The organism is Hyphomonas sp. UBA3601 (assembly GCF_002375605.1).
In the GTDB taxonomy this organism is placed as follows: Bacteria; Pseudomonadota; Alphaproteobacteria; order Caulobacterales; family Hyphomonadaceae; genus Hyphomonas.
Map to the genome: position 1 here is coordinate 512 of NZ_DFME01000014.1, position 13682 is coordinate 14193.

Annotated in this window: 15 protein-coding genes and 1 pseudogene; 6 read left to right on the top strand and 10 right to left on the bottom strand. The window is 59.5% G+C overall.

Annotated elements, in window-relative coordinates; all coding sequences use genetic code 11:
* Positions 1-447: c-type cytochrome (locus B4F73_RS00895; RefSeq protein WP_290482294.1), on the top strand; the 447-nt coding region annotated here is incomplete at its 5' end.
* A gap of 10 nt (positions 448-457) precedes the next feature.
* On the opposite strand, the gene B4F73_RS00900 is transcribed toward B4F73_RS00895, so the two are convergent.
* The 4 genes from B4F73_RS00900 to B4F73_RS00915 form a co-directional block, all read right to left on the bottom strand.
* Entirely contained in the window at positions 458-1144 is a 687-nt protein-coding gene (locus B4F73_RS00900) for a hypothetical protein (protein ID WP_290482295.1), read from the bottom strand.
* A 129-nt stretch (positions 1145-1273) separates the two neighbouring features.
* Positions 1274-1774 carry a MarR family winged helix-turn-helix transcriptional regulator gene (locus B4F73_RS00905; RefSeq protein WP_034813952.1) on the bottom strand — a complete coding sequence of 167 codons (501 nt, stop codon included), beginning with the start codon at positions 1772-1774 and terminating at the stop codon, positions 1274-1276.
* A 184-nt stretch (positions 1775-1958) separates the two neighbouring features.
* The gene (locus tag B4F73_RS00910; protein ID WP_290482296.1) at positions 1959-2660 is read right to left on the bottom strand and encodes a DUF805 domain-containing protein; all 702 of its coding nucleotides are present in this window, start codon (positions 2658-2660) and stop codon (positions 1959-1961) included.
* A gap of 61 nt (positions 2661-2721) precedes the next feature.
* Positions 2722-3786 carry an enoyl-CoA hydratase/isomerase family protein gene (locus B4F73_RS00915; protein ID WP_290482297.1) on the bottom strand — a complete coding sequence of 355 codons (1065 nt, stop codon included), beginning with the start codon at positions 3784-3786 and terminating at the stop codon, positions 2722-2724.
* Between the two features lie 184 nt (positions 3787-3970).
* Here B4F73_RS00915 and B4F73_RS00920 point away from each other — a divergent pair, with 184 nt between their 5' ends.
* A complete protein-coding gene (locus B4F73_RS00920; protein ID WP_206992664.1) occupies positions 3971-4231 on the top strand; it encodes a hypothetical protein in 261 nt (86 codons plus the stop codon).
* A 59-nt stretch (positions 4232-4290) separates the two neighbouring features.
* On the opposite strand, the gene B4F73_RS00925 is transcribed toward B4F73_RS00920, so the two are convergent.
* From B4F73_RS00925 to B4F73_RS00935, 3 genes are all read right to left on the bottom strand, one after another.
* The gene (locus tag B4F73_RS00925) at positions 4291-6795 is read right to left on the bottom strand and encodes a zinc-dependent metalloprotease (RefSeq protein WP_290482298.1); all 2505 of its coding nucleotides are present in this window, start codon (positions 6793-6795) and stop codon (positions 4291-4293) included.
* Positions 6796-6903: 108 nt separating this feature from the next.
* Positions 6904-7377, bottom strand: a complete 474-nt coding sequence (locus B4F73_RS00930; protein WP_206992662.1) for a hypothetical protein — start codon at positions 7375-7377, stop codon at positions 6904-6906.
* A 148-nt stretch (positions 7378-7525) separates the two neighbouring features.
* On the bottom strand, positions 7526-8665 hold the full coding sequence (locus B4F73_RS00935; protein ID WP_034813961.1) for an acyl-CoA dehydrogenase family protein: 1140 nt from the start codon (positions 8663-8665) through the stop codon (positions 7526-7528).
* Between the two features lie 60 nt (positions 8666-8725).
* Between B4F73_RS00935 and B4F73_RS00940 the strand changes: the two genes are divergently transcribed.
* Positions 8726-9268 carry a GNAT family N-acetyltransferase gene (locus B4F73_RS00940; RefSeq protein ID WP_290478981.1) on the top strand — a complete coding sequence of 181 codons (543 nt, stop codon included), beginning with the start codon at positions 8726-8728 and terminating at the stop codon, positions 9266-9268.
* A gap of 30 nt (positions 9269-9298) precedes the next feature.
* On the top strand, positions 9299-10294 hold the full coding sequence (hemB, locus tag B4F73_RS00945; RefSeq protein ID WP_290482299.1) for a porphobilinogen synthase: 996 nt from the start codon (positions 9299-9301) through the stop codon (positions 10292-10294).
* Positions 10295-10377: 83 nt separating this feature from the next.
* Here hemB and B4F73_RS00950 read toward each other — a convergent pair whose 3' ends face one another.
* Complete coding sequence (locus B4F73_RS00950) at positions 10378-11268, bottom strand: LysR family transcriptional regulator (RefSeq protein ID WP_290482300.1); 891 nt, start codon at positions 11266-11268, stop codon at positions 10378-10380.
* A gap of 95 nt (positions 11269-11363) precedes the next feature.
* Here B4F73_RS00950 and B4F73_RS00955 point away from each other — a divergent pair, with 95 nt between their 5' ends.
* Positions 11364-11720 (top strand): cupin domain-containing protein, encoded by a 357-nt coding sequence (locus B4F73_RS00955; protein WP_206992658.1) that lies wholly within the window; start codon positions 11364-11366, stop codon positions 11718-11720.
* Positions 11721-11785: 65 nt separating this feature from the next.
* Here the strand turns inward: B4F73_RS00955 and B4F73_RS00960 are convergent, their stop codons facing one another.
* Positions 11786-12391, bottom strand: a complete 606-nt coding sequence (locus tag B4F73_RS00960) for a TetR/AcrR family transcriptional regulator (protein ID WP_290482301.1) — start codon at positions 12389-12391, stop codon at positions 11786-11788.
* A 68-nt stretch (positions 12392-12459) separates the two neighbouring features.
* Between B4F73_RS00960 and B4F73_RS00965 the strand changes: the two genes are divergently transcribed.
* Positions 12460-13317 (top strand): metal-dependent hydrolase, encoded by an 858-nt coding sequence (locus tag B4F73_RS00965; RefSeq protein ID WP_290478985.1) that lies wholly within the window; start codon positions 12460-12462, stop codon positions 13315-13317.
* A gap of 4 nt (positions 13318-13321) precedes the next feature.
* Here B4F73_RS00965 and B4F73_RS00970 read toward each other — a convergent pair.
* A pseudogene (locus tag B4F73_RS00970) lies at positions 13322-13682 on the bottom strand (TetR/AcrR family transcriptional regulator); the annotation flags it as partial.

Sequence of the window (13682 nt, forward strand, 5' to 3'; positions counted from 1 at the left end):
GCGAAGGCCCCTGCAGAAGCGGCGCCCGCCGCTGCCCCCGCTGAAGCGGCGGTTGATGCGGTATCACCGTTCGCGGCCCTGCCCGCCCCGTACAATACCGCCGATTATGCGCGCGGTCGTCGCACCTGGAAGCTCTGCCAATCCTGCCACATCACGGCGGAAGGCGGCGGTAATCTCGTTGGCCCGAACCTGCATGGGCTGTTCGGTCGCGAGGCCGGCACACTGGAGGGCTTTGCCTATTCCCCTGCCCTGCAAGAAGCCGACTTCATCTGGACGCCCGACAAGGTCGATCACTGGCTGGAGAACCCGCGCACTTTCCTGCCTGGCAACCGCATGACGTTTGCGGGTGTGCGCAAACCGGACGACCGCCTGGCGGTTGTCGCCTATCTGATGAGTGAGACCGGCTTCACCGCCGAAGCTACCCCGGAAGACGTCCCTGCGGAATAGACTGGTGTGATTAATGCCGGAGGATAAGGGCGAGCAGCACAGCATGCTCGTCAAACTCTCCGGCAAATTCCTCTCGATACCCGATCGCCACATCGGCCCATCCGAAATGATAGCCAAGCTTGGTCTCATACTTGTTTGAATCCGCCGTTTCGTTCCCGCGCTCGACCCAAAGCTGCTGGCTTATAAAGAAGTCCTGCCAGATATCGACGCCATAGCCGAACTCGGCGCGCTGGCGGACACAGCCATCTTCATGACGGATCACAGCGGCATCCGCGAAGACATAGAAGTTACGACCGCCCCGCAGGCCAGACAGGCCGCCGCTGAGGCGGGCTTCGGCGCCCCACTCGTCGCATCCGAATACGCCGGCCAGGGAGCTGCCATGAACCAGGCCGCCTTCAACGCCGACGGCCCACCCCTTGTGGGTGACCAGTTGCCGCCGCAGCGTGGCGCGCCAGAACTCCTTGTTGAACTGGCTGCCGACCTCATAGGCCACCGCCTCTGATTTTGCGGTAACCGTCCAATTCGGTGCGAAGCCATACTCGCCGTAGAGCGAAACGCGGTTTCCACGGACGCCTTCCAGCTCCTCTTCAGTGCCGACGGCCTCGGCATACCAACCTTCATGCGGTTGGGACCAAGGCCCTGCCGAAGCGGGTACGGCCCATGCCAGCCCGAGAAAAAGAACCCCAAATCCCCTCATCGCAGAGAAACCTAGTGAAGAAATCTGGGGTTGAAAACCATTTTCTGTCTCGCGTGGAATCCATGAAAAATGAAAAAGCCCCCGCCAAATTCGCGAGGGCTTTTTTAGTCGTCCATGTAATCCGCGCGCTTAGAGGCGGAACCGGATCTGGTCGGACCAGAAGCGCTCAAGTCGAGAAATGGTCTTGTTCAGTTGCGACAGGTCATCCGGACGCACGCTGGCCGTTGGCTCAAGAGCGCCGGCCTGCTTCTCGAAGAGGGCCTCGACCCGTTTGCGAACCTTTAGACCGCGCTCGGTCAGGCTGAGCGTGACGGTGCGCTTGTCATCTTCGGAGCGGGTCTGGATCAGATAGCCGCCTTCCTGGAGTTTCTTGACGTTGTAGGAGAGGCTGGTGCCAGCAAAGGCGCCACGAGCCCGAAGAACAGATGCGGGGGCTTCGCCTTCGCCAATTTCATAAAGCAACAATGCCTGAACGCCGGTCAGCGACCGCTCGCCGCCGCGCTCCAGATCGTCCTTCACAACATCATGAAGACGACGGTGCGCCTGCTCAAGCAAAGACAAAGACTTCAGGAAAGACTCGCCCAACGAATTGTTCGCAGTATCCTGCGCTTCTGCAATCATCATTTTCATCACCACTCAACTATTCACTCAACTTTTGTTGTAGTTTGAGTAGAAATACACGAGCAATCCTAATGAATTGATAAGCATGCCCTTTTCTCAAGAGTAGAAGGTTAATATCCACGCGAATACATTAACCGTTACTATTACGTAACGATTTGGGCCTGTCAGGTTTGGATATCATGAAAGTATTCGCTCAAGCGAACGTGTCGACCGTGCCGCGAATGCCGTATTTCGGACTAGGCCCATGCACGTTCGGCTCTGCACGACTGTCGATCAGCATGAATACGAAAACGATCAGGCCGCCGACATAGGGAATCAAGTTCAGCAGGTACATCCAGCCGGACAGATCCTGATCATGGAAGCGCCGTACGGTGACAGCTATACCCGGAATGATGGTATAAAGTATCCAAAGCGCGGTGAAGAGAGGGAGAAAGTATCCCTCGGAGTCGTCGACGCCAAATATTGATAGGGTAAGGATCGTGTCGACAACAAACGCCAAGACGAGCGCAAGTATCGAAAACAATATGTATCCCCAATACTCTTGGCGGCGTGCGCGGCCATTGAACTTGAAATAGCTGGATGACAGACATCTGAGAAAGTACGTCCAGATACCGTCACTCTTGACTGCCATGGGCTGCGCATAGGGTGCAGCCCCCGCATACCCCTGACTAACGGGCTGCGGCGGAACTGGCTGTGTAGAGGGTTGTCCGGTAGCCTGGAGCAAATAGATATCGCGCGCCTCGTCACCCATACCGACGAAATCGACAACATGCCCCTGGACGAGCCGATTGTTGTCCCGCACCTGTGCCTGAGAGAAATTGTAGCGCACACCATCGTCTCCGAGGATGAGGCCTAGCCCCTCCACAGAGTCAGCCTTCAATACTTGTCCGCGCATACATGCTCCTGAATCGCCCCAACTTTGAGTGTGGCCACTATTTCAAGGCCTTGGCTCGCGCTCAATCCCCAAAGGTCAACTCATCGTCGCCCAATGGCTCGAAATATCTCGCCACGTCCGCATCGCTGACCTCTTCCAGCGTGGCCGGCTTCCATTTCGGAGCATTGTCCTTGTCGATAATGACCGCGCGAACGCCTTCAAGGAAGTCATGACTTTGCACTTTACGCCAGCCAATGCGGTACTCCATCCGCATGTTCTCTTCAAAGTTATCAAGTTTGGCGCCATCTCGAACCTGACGAAGGGCAACCTTCACAGTCTCTGGGGACTTCGTTCGAATGGTCGCCGCCTGCTCGGATGCCCACTCATTGTCAGCCGCGTCCAACGCAGCAACAATCTCCTCGGCGGTGTCCTTTGCAAAGCAATCATCAATCAAATCGCTACGCGCCGCAAAGCTGCCCGCTGGCACAGGATGGGTCATGCCGCGCAGGATCTCGTTCAGCATTTCGGCGGCACCGACGGAGAAATCCGCGCCTTCGATCTGCTTTTTCAGGTTCGGCACCAATTCCGATGGCAGGAAATGCGTCGCCACCCGGGCCGCAGCGACATCTGCGCCCTTCAAACGCGCCCCCGTCAGCGCCAACCATGTACCAAGATAGCCCGACAGGCGCGGCAGGAACCAACCACCCCCCACGTCCGGGAACAGGCCGATCCCGGTCTCCGGCATGGCGAACAGCGTGCGCTCGGTCGCAACCCGGTGAGAGCCATGCACAGACAGGCCGACCCCTCCGCCCATGGTCACACCATCCATGATCGCCAGCACCGGCTTGGGAAAGGTCTTCAGCGCGGCATTCATCCGATATTCGACATTGAAGAAAGCGCGCGCCTCGCTCGCATCCCCCGCGCCGCTATCGGCCAGCATGCGAATGTCACCGCCAGCGCAGAACCCGCGCGTTTCTTCTTCATGGTCGATCATGACCAAGTGAACGGTCGGGTCTGCCGCCCAGCGTTCCAAGGCGGCCAAGATGGTGTCGCACATAGGTGCGTTCAGCGCATGCAACGCCTTTGGCCGCGTCAGCGTAACTCGTCCCACACCGCGATGGGTCTCCACCGATACGTCATTCGACATGCTTTATCCCTTTGTCTCAGGCGCTTTACGCCGATCATTATCTGTTTCGCCTACCCCTACATTCGACGCCTCGCGGATCAAGCCCGACTCGTGTGTCAGGACGTTAACAGTCCGCAAATCCCGATTGGAAATTCCTGGCAATAGCAAACCGCGAATGTTTACTCGTTGAGACTATTCTTCGCCTATGAGACAGACCGACCTTCCCGGCGCAGAGCTGCGTGGACGCCGCACTCCGGTGATCGCCAAAGGTATTCTGAAACTGGGTTTCTTGCGCTCGGTGCCGTGCGATATTCGCAACATTTCATCCGGCGGAGTCCGCTTTGCGACCCGCAAGGAAATCAATCTGCCAGAAACCTTCTCGATCCGTCTGCCCAACAGTAAACAACCGCGCCTGTGTCAGCGGCGTTGGCAACTCGGTCGCGAGACCGGTGTCGAGTTTATCTGATCCATTCCCTTTGTAGCGGCAGGGTGAGGAGGCAGGAACTTCTCAAATGACCCCTCCGCCTAGCGTGGTAACAGCGCCGTATCGCAATGCCAGCAAGCTTCGGCGCTGCCTGCGCCAATGGGGCTGCCGGGCGGGATATCGACTTCAGGTGTGGACGGCATGACGGGTAGAGATGGCCTGTCGAGATGGGCTGTAATACGACGGGAGAGCTCGTCCCGCACTGCCACATCCGCTGGATCAGCTCGCCGCGAACGGGACACAATCCGGCGCGCCAGAGCGCTGAGATATGCATTGGTCTGGATCACCGTTTCAGACGTCGCATTTGTGTTTGCGGCAAGGTCTATCAGTACGGAAACGTACCGCACTTGCTCGCGCCGCAGGATACTCGCCTGACGTGGCGTGTCAGCGTCTTTGAACAGCGCCTCCTCCACTTCGCGCAAGACATCACCATAGCTCAGTGCGTTCGCGTCGCGGCGTTCAGTTTCGATCAGGCGTGCAACGCGCTGGGGATGCAGCAAGGCGCCCAAGGTTTGTGAGGCCGATGTGTCAGCGGCTGTCAGAAGATCAAACATCGCCCCGGTTTCGCCTGGGAAATATTCCGCCCCCGCGCCCGCCCCACGGAACGACACCAGCGGCGGCGTCAACAGGTCGAGCGTCCGGTCTGGCAGATCAAGCACGGCCGGATCCAGCGTTGCCACCAGCGCACTGAGCGCGCCGCGTTGCTGATCTGCTGGCACAGGCGCTCCGCCAATATTGGCCTGCCCCGTTTCGGCATAGTGGAAATCATAACCGCCGATCATCTTCGCCGCTGCGTTCACCTGATAACGATGATAAAGATAGACCGGCACGATCACCGCCCGCAGGCGCGAGGTGGGCTCGCCTGGCTGCAGCGCGCCGAGGCCGAACCGTTCAAGCGCTACTTTCCGTACCCGCATCACCTCCGTCAGGGAGGCGACAGGGTCTGTGCCATTGTCCCAGACGCTCGCATAGGGATGCGCGGTACCCACGCCACGCCCCTGCGGATCATCGATGTATCGCAGTCCGCTTCCCCAGGCCGATTCCAACAGTTCGTCTCCTGCAGCATTCTCGTCCGTGCCATCAGGATATTGCCGGTAGAGCCACATTGCAGACACTATGTCCCACTCACCGATTCCGACATCATAGGCAGCTGAGAAATCCAGCTCCCCGTTCTGGCCAACCCAAACAAGCGGTGCCGGATAATCCATCACCGACGCGCGCTCATTCGAGGACGCCGCAAAATTGTGGGCGAAGCCAAGCGTGTGGCCAACTTCATGCGCAGCCAATTGGCGAATACGGGACAGAGCGATCTGGACAGGATCATCCGCCGCGCCAGTGCCGGTCTTTGATGCGCCCGCCAGTCCTTCAAAAATCATCCTGTCCTGGCGCACACGCTGACTACCCAGAATAACGTTGGCTTTCAGCATTTCACCCGTACGCGGATCGGTCAGTCCACCACCATAGGACCAGCCGCGGGTCTGGCGGTGCACCCACTGGATCACATTATAGCGGACATCAAGTGGATGGGCGCCTTCGGGCAGGACTTGCACGCGATAGGAGTCCGGAAAACCAGCTGCCTCGAACGCTTCGGCCCACCAGGATGCCCCTTCAATCAGGGCGGCACGGATTTCCTCTGGCGCACCGGAATCGACATAGAAGACAATCGGCTCTTTTGCGGGGCTGCTCGCGGCAGTGGGGTCCTGCTTTTCCAGCCGAAAGCGGCGTGCAAAGGACTGCCCAACCTGTCCGCTCAGGGGCGCGGAAAAATCATAGTAGCCGACGTCAATCGCACCGCTGCGTGGATCGAACATGCGGGGCGTGTAGCCGTCATCCGGCAAGCGCACGAGCGATGTGTGCTGCACCAGCGTCACAGAGCGCGCATCAGCCGCCGTGGCCCAGACTTCCGCTTTCGGTTCGTCACTGCTCAGCGTCAGAAAGGCATCAAACTCGGCATTGTCCGGAAAGGCCAGCGCCGCCGAAACGTCCGGCATGGACAAGTCCTTCGAGATCTGGAACGCGCCGCCCTTGGGATGCTGTTTCAGCCGCGCGCGTACATCCATCGTGTCGCGCGTCAGATAGGACGACAGGTCCACCAACAATTCGCCCTCCGGTCCGGTGCCGAGAATTTCACCCGACCAGACAAAGCTGCGCGCAAAGGAATCCCGCACGGCTTTGCGCTCCAGCGGATTGTCGGCGCTGGCGCGATAGGTCCAGTTCTCGATCTCCGCGATGACCTTGTCGCCTACCTTGCGGAAGGCCACGATCTCACCGGCATTGGCGCGGCCCCGGTCCAGCCCGATCGGATTGGACCCGAGTCCCGCCGTCAGCCCTGTCGCCTGGATCGCGCGCAGGGCAACGCCCTCCGCGTCCGGCGCAGGCAGCGCGACCAGAACGCGCCCGCCATCCGCATCCAGGTAGAGGTCAACAAATCCCTCCTTGTGAACAAGCGATCCGGTTTCCTCGGCCCAATTCCCAGACTGCGCCCACGCCAGTGGAAGGACGAGCGTCGCCACCATCGCCAAAACCAGACTCTTCAATCCCCGCACAAGCGCACCTCTTCCGATCAGCTGAACCACAGCCGCACGGTGCCGCATATCGGATTGAGGTTCAATCGCTTTCCGGGCTGACAGCCCGTCAGGGCTCAGTGTGCCACCTTACCCGTCACAAGTCTGGGTATCGCGCATGATGCCGACCTTGGTGACCTTGCCGCTCTTGTTGTCGACGCCGAAATAGATGTCGCTATAGTCGTACAGCGTCTCATCGCCCTTGGTGACCACGCATTTCGGCTTGCCATAGGCCCCACGCGCCAGGATTTGCTCCGCGCCGGTCCCCACACCTATATCCGTGCGATACCGCGGGTCACGCGCGATGATCCAATAGACATTTTCATCCGCTGCGATGATGAGTCCATCATAGGTGTAAGTCGTTGCCCGCGTGCCTTCGATCGGCGTTGTATGGCGCGGCGTACCCATCACGGCGAACAGTTCGATCAGGCTCATACCCAACTCGACCTCGCCGACGCGCTCACCCCGGACGATTTGATTGTCATTCAGATTGGGCGGCGCACTGGCGCACGCGCCCAGCACAGCGAATCCGGCCACAATCGACAGCTTACGGACCATACGCATCGCCAGTCCTCCTTCTCTTGCACTCTACCAGAATGAAAGAACAGCGCAGCCACCGCCGCTTGTCCAGATACGGACGGCATGAAAACCTTCCCCGCACCCGCGAAAACGCTATAAATATCGGTAATGTTTGAGAAATTGCCCGAAAGGCCTAATCCTTGAGCATGTCCCGCGAGATGATGACGCGCATGATCTCGTTCGTACCCTCCAGAATCTGGTGCACGCGCAAATCGCGCACGATCCGTTCAACACCATAATCGGCGAGGTAGCCGTATCCGCCGTGTATCTGCAGGGCGTCGTTCGCAACCTTGAACGCAGTATCCGTGACAAAGCGCTTGGCCATCGCGCACCAACGTGTCGCGTCCGGCGACTTGCCGTCCAGTCGTCCGGCCGCCTCGTACAGCATGACCCTTGCGGCCTGAAGCTCGGTTTCCATATCCGCCAGCTTGAACGCCGTGTTCTGGAAGGTCGCAATCGCCTTGCCGAACTGTTCGCGCTCTTTCGCGTAGGCCACCGCCTTGTCGAGCGCGAGTTGCGCACCGCCGAGGGCACACGCCGCAATATTCAGCCGCCCGCCATCCAGCCCTGCCATCGCAAATCGGAAGCCGTGACCTTCCTCGCCAATTCGGTTTGCCGCCGGCACGCGAACGCCGTCCAGCATCACCTGCCGCGTGGGCTGGCTCTTCCAGCCCATCTTGCGCTCATTCGCCCCAAAGCTCAGCCCCGGCGTGTCCTTCTCGATAATGAAGGCCGACACGCCCTTGGCGCCGTCGTCGGAAGTGCGCGCCATCAAGACGTAAACGTCAGACGTGCCCGCGCCGGAGATGAATTGTTTCGTGCCGGAGATGACATAATCATCGCCATCCTTCACTGCGCGCGTCTTCAGGCTGGCAGCATCCGATCCCGCACCGGGTTCGGTCAGGCAATATGATGCGATCAACTCCATACGCGTCAGCCGCGGCACCCACGCCTGGCGCTGCGCGTCCGATCCGAACGTGTCGATCATCCAACTGGCCATATTGTGAATGGAAATGAATGCCGCCGTGGAGACATCCCCATAGGACAGCTGCTCGAAGATCATGGCCGCATCGGTGCGCGTCAGGGCGCTGCCGCCGACTTCTTCAGAGACATAAATGCCCGCAAAGCCAAGCTCGGCCGCCTGCTTGATAACATCGACCGGGAAGTGGCTGTCTCGGTCCCATGCTTCCGAATGCGGCAGCAATTGCGCCTCGGCAAATTTGCGGGCCATGTCCCGGATCATCAATTGTTCGTCGGAAAACAAAGCACTCATTGTTAATTCCCCGTTTTTTGGCGTAAGAGGTTTCCACGGGAATTGAATGGGCAGCGCGCAATGTCAATGCAACACGCCAGCACACGCTATGGAATCGATGATGCGGACGCGTCAGAAGTCGGCGTGTTGGCCGAAGTGGACCGCGCCGCCAGCGCCCTGTTTGCTCCAACCGGCCTATTGTCCGCAGAAGCCCTGAAAGACCATGTACCCATCGACATCCTTGCCAGCGCTGCAGAGAATGGCGACCTGTTCACCGCGCGGCTGGACACCGGCGCGCCGGTAGGATTCGCGCTGGTCTCCCTGCGCGGCGGCATGCTCTATCTTGACCAGATCAGCGTCCATCCGGATCAGGGCCAGCGCGGCATTGGCGCGGCTCTGCTGACCCGTGTGATCGACGAAGCGAAGCGTCGCAAGCTGCGCCGCGTTGCGCTGTCCACTTTCCGCGACCTGCCCTGGAACGCGCCGTTCTACGCCAAGCATGGCTTTCGCGAGATCAGACGCAGTGATATGGCCGAGTGGATGCTGGAACTGGAACGTATCCAGGCCGAAGAACTCGACGTTTCCAAACGCTGTTTCATGGTGCGTAAAATTGGCTGGTTGTAGCCATCCGGATTTTGGACCAATGAGGCTCACATGACCCAATTCCCCCAAGCCTTCCCCGCCACCCGCATGCGCCGCTTGCGCCAGGCCCCATGGATCCGTTCGCTCGCTGGCGAAAACGTGCTGACGCCCGCTGATTTGATCTGGGCCGTCTTCGTCCATGATGGCGAAGATCGCATGCCCGTCGGCTCCTTGCCCGGCATTGATCGGCTGAGCGTCAAGGACGCCGCCAAGGCCGCCATTCGCGCGCGAGAGCTTGGCATTCCGGCCATCGCGCTGTTTCCCTATATTGGCGCAGACGGCAAGGACGAGACCGGCTCCGGCGCGCTGGACCCGGACGGGCTCGTGCCGCGCGCCCTGAAGGCGATGAAGGATGCTGCGCCCGAAGTCGGCCTGATCACGGATGTGGCGCTCGACGCCTATACCAACCACGGGCATGACGGCCTGCTGGACGAAGACGGCACCATCCCGAATGATGCGACTACGGATAAACTGGTCCAGCAGGCGCTGGTCCATATCGGCGCGGGCGCCGATATCGTCGCCCCGTCGGACATGATGGATGGCCGCATCGGCGCGATTCGTTCGGCATTCGAGGAAGAAGGCTTCACCAACCAGATGATCCTCGCCTATGCCGCCAAATATGCCAGCGGATTCTACGGCCCCTATCGCGACGCCATCGGCTCGGCCGCCGCGCTGAAGGGCGACAAGAAAACCTATCAGCAAGATCCGGCCAATTCCGATGAAGCCCTGCGCGAGGTCGCGCTCGATCTTGCCGAAGGCGCCGACATGGTCATGGTCAAGCCTGGCCTTCCGTATCTGGACATTGTGCAACGCGTCAGCTCCACCTTCGGTGTGCCGACCATCGCCTACCAGGTCTCCGGCGAATACGCCCAGATAAAGGCCGCCGCCCAGAATGGCTGGATCGACGGAGATCGCGTCATGATGGAGTCGCTCATGTGCTTCAAACGCGCGGGCGCGAGCGGCGTGATCACCTATTTTGCTGAAGAGGCGGCGGTAAATCTCGGATGATCAAGCCCGTACCTACCGCTGTCCGGCAGCACCTGCTCAGAGCAGTCACGGTACGCAACGAATTTTCAATGCAAGTTGCCGCGTCAGATTTCTTCACGCAGGAACTGCATGAAGGCCTCCACTTTGTGAGGCACATAGCGCCTTGACGGATGAACCATCCAGGCTGCCGTTCCGAATTGATTTGCGGCGCACTCGAAATCGGGAAACAGGTCTACCAGATCACCAGCTTCCAGCTCCGGCTTGCAGAGCCAATCTGGTAGCAATGTTGGCCCCAACCCGGCCAGAGCGCATTGGGTCATCGTCAGACCATGCGAGACGAGTAGCCGTCCATTGACCGGAACTTCAAAAGCTTCGCCTGCGGCGTCACGAAACAGCCAGTGCGTGCGATATCCGGGGAGCGGAAACAGGACACACTCACGCTCTGACAAATCTCTTGGGTGAAGCAGCCCGCCATTGCGCTGGATATAAGACGGGCTCGCACAGATTTGAAATTTTCGCGGAACCAGTTTGGTGGCGCACATCTCGCCGTCCGGTTCGGGACCGAACCGAATCCCGAGATCGATCTGATCGGCGACGAGATCGACTTGTGAATCAGTCAATACCAGTTCGAGTGACAGCGCCGGATAACGGTCCATGAACTTCTTGAGAAGTGGCGCGATTACGCGCTGCCCCAGCGACGTACAGGCCGTGATCCGCAGCAGGCCCTGTGGCTCTGTCGCCAGATCCTGCGCTTTCTGCCGCGCGTGATCGAGATCTTCAATAAGGTTTCTTATTTGCTCAAAATAGCTCTGACCAGCTTCCGTCGGTGCCAGCTTTCGCCGACTTCGCTGAAATAGTCGAAATCCCAACTCTTCTTCCAGTCCGGCAATCGCGCGGGACACTGATGATGGGTCGACATCTCGGTAGCGGGCCGCATTGGCGAAACTGCCAAGCTTCATCACATCGACAAAGGTTTGAAGCGCCGTGATCTGCATGATGCAATTCCTGCATGAATATGATGCAACTGGCTAGGTTTATCTCGATAACTGCACGATCCATACTTTGCGCCTCAATGCTAGGAGCGCTTCGTATGTCAGTGAAATTTCACCATCAGTTCTTTTCGTCGCTTTCCGAGGTCATGGAAGACGTGCAACGAAATGGAACCTGGCCCACAACCTTCGTGTCTCCACCATCGGCTGGGTTGGACCCACATTGGCATTCCGAAGAAGTGCACGCCTACATCATGGAGGGGGAAACAGACTTCCTGGACGCGGGGACAGGTGTCCGCACAACCGTCGTGGCAGGCGACAAAGTCATCGTACCGGCCCGAACCCTGCACGCAGAAGGCGCGGTGAAAGATAAGGTCGTTTACATACTGGCCCTACCCGAAGCGCTGGATTCGGAGAGCTTCCTGAAAATGCGAGAACCGAACGACCTGCAATCGTAGTCCACCTTGTTGTCTGCCCGCCCGCGCTCGTGCTTCGACTTCGCTCAGCATGAGTGCTCACCTTTTTACCCCGCCAACCCCTCAAAATACCCCATCAGCATCTGCAGGGTCAGCTCCCGTGCGCGTTCGGGGGGCTTGTCGATCAGTGTGCCGAGGGACGGGCCGAACAGGCCGGTGCCGAGAGCGAGGGTCACGCTCATCAGGATCATGTCCTCGGCAAGCTCTGAGGGGATGCCGCCCTGCGAGATCTTTTTCTGCGCCACTTCCTGAACCGCCTCGCGCACCACGGTCAGGCGGCTGGTCTCATCCGTCAGTTCCAGCCAGGCAGCCAGCCGCGCCGCGCCGCGCGACTCCAGCGCATCAAACAAGGTCTTCAGGCCTATGGCGCGCGCCTCTGCCGGGGCATCGGCGGGGATTTCGATTGCCATGATCGCGTCCACGAGATCGGCAATCATCCGCTCCATGAGGGCCTGCTGAACGGCGTCGATGGATCCGAAATGATGCAGCACGGTGGCATTCGCCACGCCCGCTGCCTTGGCCACATCGGCCAGGCGCAGCGTTTGCGGCCCCTGTTCGACCAGCAGCGTCTCCGCCGCAGCAAGGATATTGGCGCGCGATTCCTCCGGCGTTCGACGGATTCTGGGCGAGGGTTCTTTTTTCTTTATTGACATTTTTGTCAGTAGTGTTACCTGTTGCGACAAGACGATTGCCAGTTCTGTACCAGAAAGCAGTAAACACAATGACGCGCAAACGCACCCCCGAAGACATCACCATTGAACCGCGCGACCTGCGCTTTGACATGTCCGCCGCCGATGATGGCCGCCCCTGGCTGGACGGCAACCCCGTCGCCACCGCCGTTTACAATGCCATGTCGCTGACCTTCCCGGACGGCGAACGCATGTTCATGGATGCGGTGAAAGCCTATCGCGGCGAGGTTTCGGGCAAGCTGGCCGAGGATGTGAAGGATTTCATCACGCAGGAAGCCATCCATTCGCGCGAGCATCACCTGCTGAACAACAAGATCGACCGCGAAAAATATCCCGTTGCAGAGATTGAGGCGGAGATCCTGGAGCGGGTCAATTTCGGCCGCGCCGGCGGACCGATGCGTATGCTGATGGCCACGATCTGCCTCGAGCACTTCACCTCCATGATGGCCGATCTGATGTTCGATGCCGAGATCGATGGTGTGGCGATGTTCAGCAAGACAGACCCGGCGCTGGAGCGCCTCTGGCGCTGGCATGCGATGGAAGAGACTGAGCACAAGGCCGTTGCCTACGATGTCTTTCTGGAGGTCACCAAGGGCTGGTCACCGCTGAAACGCTATTTCCGGCGCAGCCTGTCCATGTTGCTGATCACGAAACACTTCACTGCCAATATCGCCAATTTCTCCGCCAAGCTGCTGGAAGCCGACGGCTATACACGCGAAGAGGCCGACCGCGCCGTGAAGCAATTCCTCTGGAAGAAACCGGCCCTGTTCGGACGCGGCTGGAAGGTCTGGCTGTCCTGGTTCAAGCCCGGCTTCCATCCCTGGGACCATGACAATCGTCACGCCATGGATGACTGGAAAGAGGCGCTCACGCCTGTCCCGGCCGAGTGATCCGTCAACTGGCGGCCTCGCGCGCCAATTGCTCGAACGGCTCGATCAAATCATCCACAAAGGCGGTCAGCTCAGCGCCGGATAGCCCCCGTTGCAATTCAATCTGCAGGGCGGTCAGCGCAGCCTGGTAACGCCGGGCCAGCCGGGCTGTGTCCGCCGTGTGCGGCAAATCCCCGGCTTCCTTCGCCGCGCTGAATCCCGCTTCAAACTCAGCCTTCATCCGGTTCAGATAGTCCCGCGCAGGGCCTGAAATCTCTGAATCCGTCGCCGTCGCTTCCAGCAGGGTCTTGAGCAGCAGGCAAGCATGCACCCGCGCGCCGGGCGCATCTTCGGCATAGGCCTGCAGGAAGCTGGTCAGCCCCGCG